The 15,922-nt window shown below is 56.8% G+C and carries 16 protein-coding genes; 8 read left to right on the top strand and 8 right to left on the bottom strand.

From position 1 onward, the window contains the following. Nucleotides 1-27: 27 nt before the first annotated feature. From BMY44_RS12405 to BMY44_RS12395, 3 genes are all read left to right on the top strand, one after another. The gene (locus tag BMY44_RS12405) at nucleotides 28-336 is read left to right on the top strand and encodes a DUF2834 domain-containing protein (RefSeq protein WP_089997149.1); all 309 of its coding nucleotides are present in this window, start codon (nucleotides 28-30) and stop codon (nucleotides 334-336) included. Nucleotides 337-405: 69 nt separating this feature from the next. Next, nucleotides 406-1,680 carry a diaminopimelate decarboxylase gene (gene lysA, locus BMY44_RS12400; RefSeq protein WP_089995284.1) on the top strand — a complete coding sequence of 425 codons (1,275 nt, stop codon included), beginning with the start codon at nucleotides 406-408 and terminating at the stop codon, nucleotides 1,678-1,680. Between the two features lie 34 nt (nucleotides 1,681-1,714). Continuing rightward, on the top strand, nucleotides 1,715-4,348 hold the full coding sequence (locus tag BMY44_RS12395; RefSeq protein ID WP_089995281.1) for a DUF4175 domain-containing protein: 2,634 nt from the start codon (nucleotides 1,715-1,717) through the stop codon (nucleotides 4,346-4,348). On the opposite strand, the gene BMY44_RS12390 is transcribed toward BMY44_RS12395, so the two are convergent. After that, complete coding sequence (locus BMY44_RS12390) at nucleotides 4,345-5,217, bottom strand: zinc-ribbon domain-containing protein (protein WP_089995278.1); 873 nt, start codon at nucleotides 5,215-5,217, stop codon at nucleotides 4,345-4,347. The two genes, BMY44_RS12395 and BMY44_RS12390, sit on opposite strands and share 4 nt — an antisense overlap. 170 nt (nucleotides 5,218-5,387) lie before the next feature. Here BMY44_RS12390 and BMY44_RS12385 point away from each other — a divergent pair, with 170 nt between their 5' ends. The 4 genes from BMY44_RS12385 to BMY44_RS12370 are packed head-to-tail and all read left to right on the top strand — an operon-like array spanning nucleotide 5,388 to nucleotide 8,293. After that, nucleotides 5,388-6,059 carry a cell division ATP-binding protein FtsE gene (locus tag BMY44_RS12385; RefSeq protein WP_089995275.1) on the top strand — a complete coding sequence of 224 codons (672 nt, stop codon included), beginning with the start codon at nucleotides 5,388-5,390 and terminating at the stop codon, nucleotides 6,057-6,059. Further along, entirely contained in the window at nucleotides 6,056-6,961 is a 906-nt protein-coding gene (locus BMY44_RS12380; RefSeq protein WP_089995273.1) for a cell division protein FtsX, read from the top strand. Before BMY44_RS12385 ends, BMY44_RS12380 begins: the two co-directional genes overlap by 4 nt. Further along, a complete protein-coding gene (locus BMY44_RS12375) occupies nucleotides 6,958-7,695 on the top strand; it encodes a lysophospholipid acyltransferase family protein (RefSeq protein ID WP_089995270.1) in 738 nt (245 codons plus the stop codon). The genes BMY44_RS12380 and BMY44_RS12375 overlap by 4 nt, the downstream gene beginning before the upstream one ends. Next, nucleotides 7,682-8,293 carry a pyridoxamine 5'-phosphate oxidase family protein gene (locus tag BMY44_RS12370; RefSeq protein WP_089995267.1) on the top strand — a complete coding sequence of 204 codons (612 nt, stop codon included), beginning with the start codon at nucleotides 7,682-7,684 and terminating at the stop codon, nucleotides 8,291-8,293. Before BMY44_RS12375 ends, BMY44_RS12370 begins: the two co-directional genes overlap by 14 nt. Before the next feature lies 1 nt (nucleotide 8,294). Here the strand turns inward: BMY44_RS12370 and BMY44_RS12365 are convergent, their stop codons facing one another. The 6 genes from BMY44_RS12365 to smpB form a co-directional block, all read right to left on the bottom strand. After that, complete coding sequence (locus tag BMY44_RS12365) at nucleotides 8,295-8,978, bottom strand: M50 family metallopeptidase (protein ID WP_089995264.1); 684 nt, start codon at nucleotides 8,976-8,978, stop codon at nucleotides 8,295-8,297. A gap of 5 nt (nucleotides 8,979-8,983) precedes the next feature. Further along, nucleotides 8,984-9,946: an acetyl-CoA carboxylase carboxyltransferase subunit alpha gene (locus BMY44_RS12360; RefSeq protein ID WP_089997148.1), complete on the bottom strand. Its 963-nt coding sequence runs from the start codon at nucleotides 9,944-9,946 to the stop codon at nucleotides 8,984-8,986. 142 nt (nucleotides 9,947-10,088) lie between these two features. Then, nucleotides 10,089-11,045, bottom strand: coding sequence for an L-malyl-CoA/beta-methylmalyl-CoA lyase (locus BMY44_RS12355; RefSeq protein ID WP_089995261.1), 957 nt, complete (start codon nucleotides 11,043-11,045; stop codon nucleotides 10,089-10,091). A 97-nt stretch (nucleotides 11,046-11,142) separates the two neighbouring features. Next, on the bottom strand, nucleotides 11,143-12,327 hold the full coding sequence (locus BMY44_RS12350) for an amino acid aminotransferase (RefSeq protein ID WP_089995258.1): 1,185 nt from the start codon (nucleotides 12,325-12,327) through the stop codon (nucleotides 11,143-11,145). Further along, on the bottom strand, nucleotides 12,327-13,181 hold the full coding sequence (sseA, locus tag BMY44_RS12345) for a 3-mercaptopyruvate sulfurtransferase (RefSeq protein ID WP_089995255.1): 855 nt from the start codon (nucleotides 13,179-13,181) through the stop codon (nucleotides 12,327-12,329). Before sseA ends, BMY44_RS12350 begins: the two co-directional genes overlap by 1 nt. 63 nt (nucleotides 13,182-13,244) lie before the next feature. Then, nucleotides 13,245-13,718 carry an SsrA-binding protein SmpB gene (gene smpB / locus BMY44_RS12340; RefSeq protein ID WP_089997147.1) on the bottom strand — a complete coding sequence of 158 codons (474 nt, stop codon included), beginning with the start codon at nucleotides 13,716-13,718 and terminating at the stop codon, nucleotides 13,245-13,247. A gap of 94 nt (nucleotides 13,719-13,812) precedes the next feature. On the opposite strand from smpB, the gene BMY44_RS12335 reads away from it, so the two are divergent. Beyond that, nucleotides 13,813-15,009: a winged helix-turn-helix domain-containing protein gene (locus BMY44_RS12335; protein WP_089995252.1), complete on the top strand. Its 1,197-nt coding sequence runs from the start codon at nucleotides 13,813-13,815 to the stop codon at nucleotides 15,007-15,009. On the opposite strand, the gene dapA is transcribed toward BMY44_RS12335, so the two are convergent. Next, nucleotides 15,006-15,878, bottom strand: coding sequence for a 4-hydroxy-tetrahydrodipicolinate synthase (gene dapA, locus BMY44_RS12330; RefSeq protein ID WP_089995249.1), 873 nt, complete (start codon nucleotides 15,876-15,878; stop codon nucleotides 15,006-15,008). The two genes, BMY44_RS12335 and dapA, sit on opposite strands and share 4 nt — an antisense overlap. Nucleotides 15,879-15,922: the final 44 nt, after the last annotated feature.

The raw sequence follows: 15,922 nt of genomic DNA, 5'->3' as shown, positions 1-15,922 counted from the left end.
TAGATACATCCCATTGGAGTTATGAAGATGCGCTACGTCTACCTTGCCCTTGCGATCTGGGGCGCGATCCATCCGATGTATTATTTCATCAGCTGGTTTCAGGCTGAAGGTTGGGACATCATGAAAATGGTGGACGCCTGGCACGTGAATGCTGCCAGTAGCGGACTGGTCTGGGATCTGACAATTGCGGCTATCACGCTGACGATATTCATTCTGTCCGAAACGTTGGTCCGCAAGAACTGGATCGCCTTGCTCGCGATACCTGCAACATTCGGTATTGGCGTCAGCTGCGGTCTGCCGCTTTATCTTTATCTGCGGTCTCGTCCGATTGTGTGACGAATTTGGGGTTGGGGTTCGACGTTGATCTGATATCCCGAACGCCGGAATGCCAAGAAGGACGAGTTAGTGGACCATTTTCTTTATCGCGACGGTGTTCTTCACGCTGAAGATGTGCCTGTTCCCGAAATCGCGGCAGCTGTTGGCACACCGTTCTATGTCTATTCCACGGCAACCCTGACACGCCATTTCAAACTGTTCGATGAAGCACTTGCCGGTATGGACCACCTTGTTTGCTTTGCCATGAAATCCCTTTCGAATCAGGCGGTTCTGAAAACGTTGGCCGATGCGGGTGCTGGTATGGATGTGGTGTCCGTTGGTGAATATCTGCGCGCAAAGGCCGTTGGTGTACCCGGAGACAAGATCGTGTTTTCCGGCGTCGGAAAGACCGCCGAAGAGATGAAGGTCGCTTTGCAAGGTGGGATTCGTCAATTCAACGTCGAAAGCGAACCTGAAATGGAAGTGCTTTCTGCGGTAGCGACAGGTCTTGGCCGCGAAGCGCCGATCACGATCCGTGTGAATCCGAATGTCGATGCAAAGACCCATGCCAAGATCGCGACCGGCAAGTCAGAGAACAAGTTCGGCATACCGATCTCCCGTGCCCGCGCGGTCTACGCGCATGCCGCAGCTTTGCCCGGGCTGAAGATTGTCGGCATTGATGTGCACATCGGGTCACAGCTGACAGAGCTTGCACCATTCGAGGCAGCCTATCAGAAAGTCGCGGAGTTGACCGAGCAATTGCGCGCGGATGGCCACGAGATCATCCGACTCGATCTGGGTGGTGGTCTTGGTATTCCCTACGCGCGAAACAATGAGGCCCCACCCCTGCCAACTGATTACGGTGCGATGGTTCAGCGCACTCTTGGCCATCTCGGTTGCGAGATCGAGATCGAGCCGGGCCGGCTGATATCTGGGAATGCCGGTATCCTTGTATCAAAGGTGATCTATCTGAAAGAGGGAGAGGATCGGCAATTCCTGATCCTTGATGCGGCAATGAATGATTTGATCCGCCCTGCGATGTATGACGCCTATCACGACATTATCGCGGTAAATCAAGGTGATGCAGGTGCAGAGCCCGCGACCTATGATGTCGTCGGGCCGGTTTGTGAAAGCGGTGACACCTTCGCGAAAGGCCGCGCCATGGATCGTGTCGGACCGGATGATCTTGTCGCATTCCGATCTGCCGGTGCCTACGGCGCGGTTATGTCTTCGGAATACAACTCGCGCCCTATGATCCCGGAGGTTCTTGTTCATGAAGATCAATTTGCAGTTATCCGCGCAAGACCTACCTATGAAGAGATGATCGCTCGCGATACGCTACCCGAATGGCTAGTTTCGGATTGATAGGAGAGGCGCGCTGACCCAATTGCCAGACCAGATGCCGCATTTGAAGCGGCCCGTCGCGTTAACACGCCTCGGGATGGTGGCTGAGCAGGTTACACGTGCGTTCTGGCCATTCTGGACAGTTGCATTCATCGCGATTGCTCCTTTGATGTTTGGATGGCAGGACATTGCGCCGCTTGAAGTCTTCTGGGGCTTCTCTGTGCTGGCGGTGCTTGCGCTCGCGTACACGCTTGTTTGGGGTGCCCGTCGCTATCGCACGCCAACACGGGCCGAGGCAAAAGCCCGCGTTGATGCGCGCCTACCTGGTCGACCAATCGCGGCACTGGAAGACGAACAAGCTATTGGCACCGGTGATTCCGCGTCAGAAGCAGTATGGAAAGCACATGTTGCGCGCATGTCCGAACGGACAAAAATTGCCCGTACGGTCGAACCCGATTTGCGGATATCTGACAAGGATCCCTACGGCTTGCGGTTCATCGCGCTGCTTTTCTTTGTGTGCGCGCTGTTGTTTGGTTCTTTGTTGCGGGTCAATTCGGTTACCGAGATTGGCGGCGGCGAGCAACAACTCGCAACCGGTCCTGTCTGGGAAGGCTGGGTAAATCCGCCTGCCTACACTGGCAAACCTACGCTTTATTTGAATGATATTCCGCCCGGCCCCCTGCGTGTGCCTGCCGGATCGTCCATCACCTTGCGGCTTTATGGTGAGGTCGGTGCGCTGACAGTGGCCGAGACCGTTTCCGCGCGATTGGGAGAGGTCGCGCCCGCATCTGATGCGCAGCAGGAGTTTACTGTCGCCCAGTCCGGCAAGCTGGCCATAGAAGGTGAAAACGGGGCCAGCTGGGACATCACACTGATCGAGGACCAACCACCCGAGGTGGAGTTGAGCGGTCCGATAGAAGCAGACGCTTTCGGTGAGTTGAGCCAACCTTTCACGGCATATGACGACTATGGAATTGAATCGGGGACCGCCACGATCACGCTTGATATGGCGTCGGTTGATCGGCGGCACGGCCTTGCCGTCGATCCGGAGGGATTTGAACCGTTGGTGCTTGACCTGCCGATGCCCTTTACAGGTGATCGCGCCGATTTCGAAGAGTTCCTGATTGAAAACCTCAGCGAACATCCACTTGCAAATCTGCCGGTGACTTTGACGTTGCACGTCATGGACGAGGCTGGCCAAGAAGGCGCATCGGTAACCGAACCGTTGATCTTGCCCGGTCGCCGTTTCTTTCAGCCATTCGCGAAGGCAATTATCGAACAGCGCCGAGATTTGATGTGGTCAAAAGAAAACGGTCCACGGATTGCGATGCTTTTGAAGGCGGTCGCGCACCGTCCTGAAGGACAGTTCTCGAACGAGGTCACGTTTCTGCGCCTGCGCCAGATTACGCGCCGGCTTGATAACTTCAACGATTTTGGCATGACGGACGATAATCGGGACGAGCTGGTACAGGCGCTTTGGGATCTGGCAATCCAGCTTGAGGACGGCACGCTGGCTGACGCCCGCGAACGCCTACGCCGCGCGCAGGAACGTCTGGCCGAAGCGATGCGCGACGGTGCTACTGACGAAGAAATCGCCGAACTGATGCAGGAACTGCGTGAAGCGACTAACGACTACATGCAGATGCTCGCCGACCAGATGGAGCCAAGCGAAGACGGAACCGATCAGCCTCAGACCTCTGAGAACAGCATGTCCTTTACACAAGACGAGCTTCAGGCGCTGATGGACCGGATTCAGGAACTGATGGAAGAAGGCCGGATGGCCGAGGCGCAAGAGCTGATGGAACAGCTGAACGAGCTGATGGAAAATCTGCGGATCACCCAGGGTGAAGGCGGCGAAGGCGGGCCGCGTACACCGGGTCAGCAATCCATGGAAGACCTTGCCGAAACACTTGAGGACCAGCAGGACCTTGCGGATGATGCGTTCCGCGATCTGCAGGAACGCAGTCAGGAAGGTCAGCAAGGTCAGCAGGGCCAGCAACCGCAGCAAGGCGGTCAACAGGGCCAACAAGGTCAGCAACCGGGCCAGCAGCAGGGTCAGCAGGGCCAGAACGGCAATCAGGAAGGTCAGGATGGCCAGCAGGGCCAAGGGCAGGGCGTCGGTGAAGACGGCACCAGTGGCCAGCAGGGTGACCAAGGATCTGGTGGCGAAGGTGAAGGCAGCATGGAAGACGGTCTGGCCGAGCGCCAGCGCGCCCTGCGTGACGAATTGAACCGCCAGCGTCAGGGTCTGCCATCGCTGCAGGGCGAGGCTGGCGAAATCGCGCGACAGTCCCTTGAGCGAGCCGAAGGTGCGATGGACGGTGCGGAAGAAGCGCTGCGCGAGGGTGATCTGGCGGAAGCGATCGATCAGCAGTCAGAAGCACTGGATGCGCTGCGCAACGGGATGCGCTCTCTCAGTCAGGCGCTTGCCGAGAACCAGATGAACGAACCCGGACAGGGCAGCGAACAGGGCAACGCGACGCGTCAGGTCGAACCTTCCCGGCGAGATCCGCTTGGCCGCGAACTTGGCACGACTGGTCAGGCGGGGACGGATGAAAACATGCTGTCCAACGAGGACATCAATCGGCGTGCGGAAGAATTGCTGGGTGAAATACGCCGGCGGTCAGCCGAACAACAACGGCCTGAAATCGAACGCGACTATCTCCGGCGATTGCTCGACCAGTTCTAGTTTGTATCGTCCGTTTCGGTGGGTGTATCCACAGCAGTTTCCGCTGGTGCGTCTGTACTGACCGACTCTGCTTCCATTGATGCCGACAGTTCCTGCACCTTCAGATCAAGCCAAAGGCGCCCGTTGTCGACTAACTCCACATAGCCTTCAAGCGCTCCGGCGAGCGATGGCACCGATTGCGCGATCTGGTCAGCAAAAAGATAAATGGCCCAAAAGATCGCAAGAAGAATCAGGACCGTGAAGAAACCAAAGCGGAAGCTTCGTTTCTTGGTTTGTGCGACTTCTTCGGGCGTCGGATCAACTGTTTCGCCACGTTCCGCGCTGGAACGCAGCGTGGAGTTGATTTCTTCGATGTCCGGTAGCAGTTCCTTGCGTGATGCGGCCGCTGCTGCAGCGGCTGCCGCCGCAGTGTCTGCTGCTGCTTTTTCTTCTTCGCCCTGCAAACGTGCGATGCGTTTGGCCGTTTCGATGTTGCGTTGTTCCATCGATGTCGGTGATGGCGGGTCTTCTAGGCCGAGGTCTTCCTGGCTTTCCATCGGGTCTGCCACATCGGCGCGCCGCGCGGCAGCTTCGCGTTCGGCTTCTTCGCGTAATATTTCAGCGACAGACGCGTCAAGCGCCGGGCGATTGGCCTGCGGATGGGGAGTTGCAGGAGCGCTGTCATCGTCCGCTTGATCGTTGGTCCAGCCATCATTGTCGTCCGTTGCGGTGTCATCACTCTCGATCGCAGCTTCAGCCGCTTCAGATGCGCCAGGGCTTTCGAACCATGTGTGACCACAGTTGGAGCATTGCACATCGCGGCCGTTCTCTGGAATGACATCATCGGCCACTTCGTATTGTGCGCCACAATTCGGGCAAATTAGCCGCATTATTCTTGGTTCCCCTGCCTGCAATCGACAGTTATCAGTCGCATTATTGGCCATTAAGTAACAATGGATACGCAAAAGGCAAAGTATTTGCTGTACGTTCAATCGCCAATTGATTGAAACCTGTTGCAGATTTGGGCAATAGGGTGCCGAGGGCACAAGGAGCGGCACCGGTGATAGAGCTTGATAATGTCGGCTATAGCTATGGTGGTGCAGAGCTTTATGCGCAGATATCCCTTACGCTGACGCCAGGATCGTTCCATTTCCTGACTGGACCATCCGGAGCAGGCAAAACCACACTTTTGAAACTTTGCTACGGAGAGCTGCTGGCCACCACCGGCACTGTCCGGCTTTTCGGTACTGATGCTCGAAATTACGGTCGTGACGATGTCGCCATGATGCGCCGCCGCATCGGTGTTGTACATCAGGACTGCCAGTTCCTTGATCATTTGCCGATTGCTGAAAACATTGTCTTGCCGCTCAAGGTCGCTGGTCGTGAGGCCGAGGCTGAAGCGAACCTGCCGGATCTTTTGCAATGGGTTGGCTTGACCGATCAGGCGCAGCAGCTTCCTCCTCAATTGTCGGGTGGCGAACGACAACGCGCTGCGCTGGCGCGCGCGGTTATCATGTCGCCTGAGGTCATCATCGCAGATGAACCGACCGGAAACATTGATTGGGACATGTCTCAGCGGCTGCTGACCTTGCTGATCGAACTGAACAAAATGGGCAAGACGGTGCTGGTCGCGACGCATGATCTTAATCTGATACGCGCCGCCAAGAGCGAGGTTTCAGCGCGGTTATTGCGACTTAAAGGGGGGCGGTTGCAGGCCGGTGTCGAATTATGAACAGCAAGTTGCGCCCGTTTATCGATTTGCTCGTCGGTGACCCGAAAGCGGATCGCGCAGTTCCCCCATCTGGATTCACAGCTAATCTGACAATCTTCGTGTCCGCTGCGATGGCTTTCCTTGCGGTCTTTGCGCTGGCGTTGTCGCTTGCCACGGGTCGATTGGCTGACAAATGGGCTGCGGAACTGGCGCAGTCATCGACTTTGCGCATTTCTGCGCCGGCAGACCAGGTCGACGCACAGGTGCGCGCCGCACTCAATGTTTTGCAAACGACGCCCGGAGTTGCCGAGGCCCGCAGGCTGAGTGACGAAGAGCAACGCGCATTGCTTGAGCCTTGGTTTGGGCCGGACTTGCCAATTGAAACCCTGCCGATCCCCCAACTGATTGAAATCATTGAAGATCCGGACGGATATGATGAGACCGGCTTGCGCGTACGCTTGCAAGCCGAAGTGCCCGGGGCTGTGCTTGATAATCATTCGCGCTGGCGCGAACCGTTGGTTGCGGCGGCTAGTCGGTTGCGTTTTCTAGGGTGGACGGTGATGGTTCTGATCGGAACTGCAACAGCGGCGATGATCACGTTGGCGGCGCAATCGGCATTGTCTGCAAATACACAGGTCATTCGCGTGATGCGGCTGGTCGGCGCGCAGGATTCCTATATCGCGCGGGCGTTTGTACGGCGCTTTACCATTCGCGCGATGCTTGGGGCAGTCATTGGCATAATTTTGGCGATCGTTGCGTTGTTGTTGATGCCGCGTAGTGATGTTGCGGGCGGCTTCTTGACTGGCGTAGGGTTTGAAGGCGCGGGTTGGTTGTTGCCATTGATCATTCCGCCGATGGCCGGTGTTGTCGCCTTCTGGGCAACGCGGGCGGCAGCTTTGCGCACTTTGAGGGAACGGTCATGAGCTATGCAATTCAGTGGGTCCGGTCCCTTATTTTTATCATCTCGCTTTATCTCGCGATGCTTGTTATCGGCATCGTCTTTTTCCCATGGGCGCTGTTTTCAACGCGTGGGGCGATCACGGCCTGCCATACCTTTTGTCGCTGGGTGCGTTGGTCGGCGTCTTGGATGATCGGGCTGAAGACCGAGGTGCGCGGGACACCACCCGACCATGAATGCATGATTGCAGCAAAGCATCAGTCGTTCATGGACGTGATTATGATTTATGGCGCTGTGCCGCGCGGCAAATTCATCATGAAACGCTTGCTTATGTTCGCGCCGATCATCGGGCAGTACGGTCTTCGGATCGGCTGCATCCCAGTTGATCGTGGTAAGCGCGGAGCGGCAGTGAAGAAGATGCTTGAAGACGTGGCAACCGGTGCGGCAAAGCCCGGCCAGTTGATCATCTACCCCCAAGGGACACGCATCGCGCCTGGCGTCGATGCGCCTTACAAGAAAGGCACGGCAATCTTGTACGAGCAACTTGGACAAGACTGTGTGCCTGTCGCTTGCAACGTTGGTGTGTTCTGGCCGAAACGAGGGATCTATCGCAAGCCCGGTCTGGCGGTCGTCGAGTTTCTTGAACCGATCAAGCCTGGACTGAGCCAGGATGTCTTCATGGAGCGGCTGGTTTCCGATATCGAGCAGCAATCCAACAAACTAGCGGCAGAGGCCGGTTTCAAACGTGTCGCAAGCTGACATCATCAAACACATCGCAGCGCTTGAGGCGCTTTACGGTCTGCCGGGACAGGCTTCGCTGATAAAGGTGGCTGACCGGATGGTCCCGGTTTACTGGGACTGGGTGAAACGATCCCGACTTTGCATGTTGTCCACGATCGGACCAGAAGGAACTGACTGCAGTCCACGCGGGGACGATGGACCGGTCGTGACCATGCTGGATGAAAAGACGCTGCTTCTACCTGACTGGCGTGGAAACAACCGGATGGACTCTTTGCGCAATATCGTGCGTGACGGTCGCATTTCGCTGCTGTTTCTGATCCCCGGATCGAACAATGTCGTGCGGGTCAACGGATCGGCCGTCGTGTCTGTCGCAGCCGACATACTTGATCGGTTTGACACTGAAGGACGCAAGCCGCGATCGGTCATCGTGGTCACCATACAAGAAGTCTATAGCCAGTGCGCACGTGCATTGATGCGCGCGGGAACGTGGTCTGCAACCGACGAAAGTGCGGGCTTGCCAAGCGTGGGTGACATGCTGAAGGCAATGGAAGCCAGTTTTGATGGTGCCGCATATGATGATGCTTGGGCGGAACGCGCCGCCAAGACAATGTGGTAGGTCACCTGTCTTTGGACGGCCAAGAGATATTGCTGGACGGGCCAAGACCTTTGCGCAGGCTTTGAAAGATGACGAATACGCTGATCAACAGCCATATCCCGCCCCAGATCATGGTCGTACCGCCGAATTCTTCTGCCAGCATACGCGCGTCAGAGCGGAGTGCAGAGCGCGCTATCGTGTCACTGAAAATGTCGTAGGGCACATAGATCATGCTGGTCAGTCCGATCAGCCGCAGTAGAAGATCGTTGATTTCATGACCAAGATATCGCGCAATGGCCAGCATCGCCAAACCGGTTCCGACACAGAAAGCCAATGCGAATATATCGCGCACGTAGAGCGCCGCGACCACCAGTAAGGCAATTCCGCAAAGGGCAATGACAAATTTATCAACACGGGTGCGCAGGGCCAACAGAAGCAGCACGACTCCTATCAGGAGAGACCCAAGGTAACCCGCTGTGAGGGTCAGGAAACGGATGCCGCCTGCGGACCAGACTTCACCGCCTTGCAGAGGCGAAATCGAGAGGCTGATGACCCTGCCGCCTGTGAGGATGGTCATGAGCGCGTGCGAGAGTTCGTGCAGGAAGACAACAAACAGCTTGAGCGGCAGCATGACCGGCGTTTGCCAGAGCAGGAATACCAAAGACACCAGCACCAGGAGCTGCCAATGGCCTTTCAACGCGGTCATTGCGTCTAAGCTGCCAGGCCTTTGGAGCCAATGTTCAGATATTTGGTGCGCCGTTTCTGTCGGATCACATCAGGCGTCTGGTTCTCGAAATCGGCCAGCATGTCCTTGATGGCATTGCCCACGGCCTCGATCGCCGTTGTGCGGTCGCGGTGCGCACCACCCAAGGGTTCGGCAATGATGCGATCGCAGACCCCGAGTTCTTTCAGTTCTTTTGCGGTCAGACGCAACGCTTCGGCGGCTTCGCGCATCTTTTCCGCGTCCTTCCAGAGGATGGACGCACAGCCTTCAGGGCTGATCACGGAATAGACTGAATGCTCAAGCATTGCGACCTGATTGGCCGTGGCAAAAGCGACTGCGCCGCCGGATCCGCCTTCGCCGATGATCACAGAGATCAGTGGCACGCCAAGTTCGAGGCATTTTTCGGTAGATCGCGCGATCGCTTCGGATTGACCGCGTTCCTCGGCACCTTTGCCGGGGTAGGCACCGGGGGTATCGACCAGCGTAATGACCGGAATGCCAAAGCGATTTGCAAGTTCCATCAGGCGGATCGCCTTGCGATATCCTTCGGGACGGGCCATGCCGAAGTTCCGCTCGATCCGCGATTTCGTATCATCCCCTTTTTCGTGACCGATCACCATGACAGGCTTACCGTCGATGCGGGCAAGGCCACCCATTACGGCGGGATCGTCCGCAAAGTTACGATCGCCGGCAAGCGGGGTGTATTCGGTAAAGAGCGCTTCGATGTAGTCCTTGCAATGCGGCCTGCCGGGATGGCGCGCGACCTGGCATTTGCGCCATGGTGTGAGGCTCTTGTAAAGGCTGACGAGCATGCCGGCGGCTTTTTTGTCAAGCGCGGCTGCTTCCTTTTCGACGTCCATTTCGTCGTTCTCGCGTGCAAGTGCGCGAAGTTCCTCGGCCTTGCCTTCGATTTCCGCAAGCGATTTTTCAAAGTCGAGATATTGGGTCATGCCGTCGCCTTTTGTTTGTCGCGATATAGGCATCGACGGGCGTGATTTGCAATGGCGGGAAGACGCGCGCGTGTCGCGACGCCCCTCCCGCCATCCCGCATGCCTCCGGCGGAAGTTTGATTGGACAAAGAAAGGCGGATCGTCAGCGCGTGATCATTTCATATTGCGCAACGATGACTTCGGCTTGCTTGATCGAGGCGATATCGACCAGACGGCCTTTGTAGACTGTCGCCCCTTCGCCATTGGCTTTTGCCGTTTCCATTGCGGCAAGGATTTCGCGTGCTTCTGTGACAGCAGCCTCGGAGGGGGTGAAAACCTCGTTGGCCAGCGCGATTTGCTTTGGGTGGATCGCCCATTTGCCGACCATGCCGAGCGTTGCTGACCTGCGTGCTTGCGCCCGGTAGCCTTCGTCATCGGAGAAATCACCGAATGGTCCGTCGACCGGCAAGACACCATGTGTCCGGCACGCCGCGACAATCGCGGTTTGCGCCCAGTGCCAGGGATCAGAATAATGACGGCTTTCACCGTGGAGCATGTAATAGTTTTCCTGCGTGCCACCAATTCCGGTGGTCTGCATGCCCATCGAGGCAGCAAAGTCTGCAGCCCCAAGGCTCATCGCGGCCATGCGCGGGCTGGAAGCTGCGATTTCTTCAACATGGGCGAGGCCGGCGGCGGACTCGATAATGACTTCGAAGGTGATCTTATTGGTCCGGTTCTTTGCTGTCTCGATCGCGCTAACGAGTGCATCGACAGCGTAGACATCTGCGGCGCACCCGACTTTCGGGATCATGATCTGATCGAGCCGGTCACCTGCCTGTTCAAGCACGTCCACGACATCCTTGTACCAATAGGGTGTGTCGAGGCCGTTGATCCGTACTGAGAGCGTTTTGGTCCCCCATTCAATGTCATTGATCGCTGCAATTACGTTCGCGCGGGCGCTGTCTTTATCGGACGGAGCAACGCTGTCTTCGAGGTCGAGATTGATGACGTCAGCCGCAGACGCCGCCATTTTCGGGTGCAGTTTCGTGTTCGACCCAGGTCCGAACAACTGACACCGGTTCGGGCGGGCAAGGGGGGCTGGTTGCAGGCGGAATGACATTGGTGCGGCCTCTGGGTATGAAAATTTCGTTTTTTGCTACCAGAGGGGTAGATTGTTGCGCGCCATGCTGCAAGAGCGAATTTGCACCTGCAGCATTTCAGGATGTGGCTCTGATGATCGCCTTTGCCAATAGCGGAACAGTATTTTTGTTGAGGCCGGCGATATTGATCCGACTATCACCGACCATGTAGATTCCGTCATTCTCCCGGATTGATTCTACAGCCTCTGTTGAGATGCCAAGCCGGGAAAACATGCCGCGATGTTCAGCGATGAAGTTGAAATCCTCGGAATTGGTCAGCCGCTTGAGCTCATCGGCAAGCTGCTGGCGCAGGGCCAACATGCCGTTGCGGGTCTCTTCGAGTTCTGCTTCCCAATCCTGCCGAAGGTCCGGATCAGTCAGGATAGTTGTCACGACCCGCGCGCCGTGATCGGGTGGAAAGGAGTAGTTCTGGCGGTTGAGGAAGTTCAGGTTCTGCTGCGTAATCCCGGCCTGATCTGTATCCTTTGTGATAGCCATCAGGATGCCCGTCCGTTCGCGATAAATACCGAAGTTTTTCGAGCAGGATGCCGCAATGAGCGCATTATCGAATGCACCCGCAATGGCGCGCGTCGCGACAGAGTCTTCTTCCAGCCCGTCGCCGAAACCCTGATACGCGATATCCACAAATGGGGTCACGTCACGTTCCTTTAGCAGGGCAATCACCTGTTCCATTTGTGCGGTCGTCAGGTTTGCACCTGTCGGATTGTGACAACAGCCGTGCAGCAAAACGACATCACCTTGGGGCACGGCTTTGAGGTCTTCCATCATGCCATCGAAATCGACCTTGCGCGTGTTTTCGTCAAAGTAGCGATATTCGCCCATCTTCATTCCGAGATACTTGATGATCGACGGATGGTTCGGCCATGTGGGGTTTGAAAGCCAGATGGTCGCTTTGGGCGCGGCCATGCGGATAAGCTCTAGCGCCTGACGGATCGCGCCCGTCCCACCGGGGGTGGCGATGGCGGCGACGCGGTTACGCTGGACGCTGTCCGCCAGGACCAGATCAATCATCGCATCTGAAAACGCGGGATCACCGGCAAGACCGGTGTAGGCCTTGGAGGACTGGTCAGCGAGGATGCGGCGTTCCGCTTCTTTGACGGCGCGCATGACGGGGGTATTTCCCGATGCGTCCTTGTAGACGCCGACACCGAGGTCGACCTTGCTGTCCCGTGGATCGGCGCGGTAGGCCGCCATGAGTGCAAGAATTTTGTCGGCGGGTTGTGCTGAAAGTGAGTCAAACATCACGCTGATCCTGTGGCTATTGGAAGATCGGCATACATGCCCCATTCGGACCATGAACCGTCGTAAAGACTGAAATCGGTTTTGCCGATCCGTTCGAGCGCAAGCGCCAGAACGGCGGCTGTCACGCCCGATCCGCATGTGGTGATGACGGGTTTGCCGAGATCGGCACCTGCATCATTGAATAGCGTGCGCAGCGTGTTTGGCGGCTTCATTGTGCCATCCTCGTTCAGCAAGTCGCTGAACGGCAGATTGACAGAGCCCGGGATGTGGCCCGCACGCAGGCCTTCTCGCGGTTCTGGCGCGTCTCCGCGAAAGCGCGCAGCGGACCGGGCGTCAATAATTGTGTGGTCACCAAGTTTCGCTGCTCTCGCAACCTGTGTCACGTCGCGAACCAGCTGGTTCTGCCGGCTGACTGTCATGTGACGGTCACGAATGACGGGGAGTTGATCGGTTGTCTTGTGTCCGTCCGCCTTCCACTTTGGCAGTCCACCGTCCAGAACCGCAACGTCTTTCTGGCCCATGAGTTTGAACAGCCACCAGACGCGGGCCGCAGAAAACAAACCTGCACCATCATAGACAACAACCTGATGCCCGTCACCGATACCGATCGCACGCATGCGGGACATGAATTTTTCGACCGGCGGAACCATGTGCGGCAATTCAGACCGTGCGTCGCTGATTTCATCGATATCGAAGAACCGCGCCCCCGGAATATGGTCTGCTTTGTATTCGGCCAGCGGGTCACGATTGTCCGTTGGTAGATACCATGACGCGTCGAGAATGCGCAGATCAGGATCTTTGAGATGGGCCGCAAGCCAGTCTGTGCTGACCAGAGTTTTCGGATCATCTGACATAAGTGCCCCCTCGACTTGCTCGCGGCTCAGTACCGCGATGAAGCTTTCATAACAAGGCGTTTGTCACTCGCCGTGCCGTAGCAGGCGCTGTTTCTGACGACCCCAATCTCGCTTTGCATCGCTTTCGCGTTTGTCATGGACTTTCTTGCCCTTGGCGATTGCGATCTTGAGCTTCACCAATCCGCGGTCGTTGAAATACATCACTAGCGGCACAAGCGTCATGCCTTCTCGCTTGGTTGCATTCCAAAGCTTTGACAGTTCTCGCCGCGAGACGAGCAATTTGCGTTTGCGGCGTTCTTCGTGGCCGAACATCGCGCGGTCGTAGGGCGCGATATAGGCATTAGTCAGCCAAAGTTCTCCGTCATCAACACTGGCGTAGCTGTCGGCAATATTTGATTGGCCAATGCGCAGCGATTTCACCTCTGACCCCGTCAGGATGATGCCGACCTCAAGGTCGTCCTCGATGCTGAAATCGTACCGCGCACGCCGATTTTCAGCGATGACTTTGTAGTTCTTGTTTTCGGGGTTCTTGGCCATGATTGCGTTGAGATAGGGCATGGAACGGGTCTGCACAAGTTGCGACGGGGGTCTGATGCGTTTAAGCCCGTGCGCATCCGCCCAAGGAGTTTCCATGTCAGTCCCCGTTCTTCCGAATAGTCAGGCGCGCCGGATCTTTCTTGACCGCCATGGTTTGTCTCAACCTCCAAGCGGGGCGGGCAAAGGGCGTGACTTGCAGCAAGTCATCGAGAATCTTGGTTTTGTTCAACTGGACAGCGTCAATACGTTTGCCCGCGCGCATGATCTGATCCTCTGGTCGCGGTGCCAGCAGTACCGGCCCAAGGCACTTGACCAACTGCTTTCGCGTGATCGCGTGTTGTTTGAGCATTGGACGCACGACGCCGCTACGATTCCGATGTCGCAGTTCAAACACTGGCGACTGCGCTTTGATCGTGATGCCGCATGGTGTGAAACGAAATGGTCTGCGTGGCGCCGTGATGGGTTCATGGAAAAGATCGATGATGTGTTGCGCCATATCTCTGACAACGGGTGTTGCGGGTCGCGCGACGTGGGCACGGAGGAAAAGAAAGGTTCCGGTGGTTGGTGGGACTGGCATCCGAGCAAGACTGCGCTTGAGTACCTATGGCGCTCTGGGCAGTTGTCAGTGACCCGCCGTGACGGATTTCGTAAGATTTATGACCTGACAGAGCGGGTCATTCCAGCGGAGCATTTGAACGCCCGTCCTCATCCGGATGAATCAATTGACTGGCTTTGCAATGCCGCGCTCGACAGGCTTGGCTTTGGTACAAGCGGGGAGATTGCAGCGTTTTGGGACACGGCGACCCCGGCAGAGGCGAAAGTCTGGTGCGCAGATGCCCTCGCAGATGGGCGTGTCATCGAAGTTGACGTGATCGGTGTCGATGGCAAAGCACGTCGGTCGTTTGCCCGCCCCAATATCATGGACGAAACGCCGCCAGAGCCACCAAACCGCGTGCGTATAATGTCGCCATTCGATCCAGCATTGCGTGATCGGAACCGCGCCGAACGGTTGTTCGGGTTCAACTACCGGATCGAAATATTCGTACCGGCAGCCAAGCGCAAATACGGGTACTATGTTTTTCCGGTGATGGAGGGCGATCGGCTGATCGGGCGTATCGACATGAAAGCCGACAAGCCGGCAAAGCGCCTTGATGTAACTGCTTTTTGGCCTGAAAGCAGGGTTGGTATGGGGCAGGGCCGGGTTACACGGCTTAAATCAGAGCTGGACCGCGCAGCCCGTTTTGCTGGATGCGACGCGGTGACGTTTGCTGATGGTTGGCTGCGAACCTAGTTGAGCAGCCCAGCGTGTACCATACCGGCCTTGATCTGTGCCTTGGTGTCGTCAGTCAGCGTGGTCAGCGGCGAGCGTACCTCGTCAGAACAGAGCCCGAGCAGCGACATGCCGTATTTTGCACCACACAGGCCAGGTTCCGCAAAAATCGCCTCATGCAACGGCATGATCCGGTCAAGCATGGTCAATGCCTTGGCGTAGTCACCGCGCAACGTTGTTTCCTGAAAATCAGCTAGCAGGCCCGGTGCCACGTTTGCGGTGACGGAAATGCAGCCAACACCGCCATGGGCGTTGAAGCCAAGAGCCGTGGCGTCTTCTCCGGATAGTTGGATGAAGTCCGCACCGCATCGCTGGCGTTGCTTGGGGACACGGGAAAGGTCTGCAGTCGCATCTTTTACGCCGATGATCATGGGGTGCTTGGCAAGTTCGCCCATTGTATCCGGGGTCATGTCGATCACGGAACGTGGCGGGATGTTATAAATGATGATCGGCAAACCGCATTCAGCAGCCGCTGTAAAGTGTGTGATCAGTCCGCGCTGGGTTGGCTTGTTGTAGTAGGGGGTCACGACAAGTGCGGCGTCCGCGCCTGCCTTTTTGGCAGCTTGAACAAGGCGTACGGTTTCCGCCGTATTGTTAGATCCGGCACCCGCAATCACAGGAATGCGTCCAGCGGCCTGTGCCACAACGGTTTCCACGACAAGATCGTGTTCCGCATGACTGAGGGTTGGGCTTTCACCAGTTGTTCCGACCGGGACAAGCCCGTGCGAACCTTGATCGACATGCCAGTCTACCAATTTTTTCAGCGCGTCGGTGTCCACTTGGCCGTTCGTGAACGGCGTGACGAGGGCGGGCAATGAGCCTTTGAACATGTCGCGCTTCCTTTTGTGGACAGGGGCAATATATCCCCACTGAA

Origin of the sequence: Cognatiyoonia koreensis, from assembly GCF_900109295.1 — a bacterium.
In the GTDB taxonomy this organism is placed as follows: Bacteria; Pseudomonadota; Alphaproteobacteria; order Rhodobacterales; family Rhodobacteraceae; genus Cognatiyoonia; species Cognatiyoonia koreensis.
This window is presented reverse-complemented; position numbering and strand designations above follow the sequence as displayed.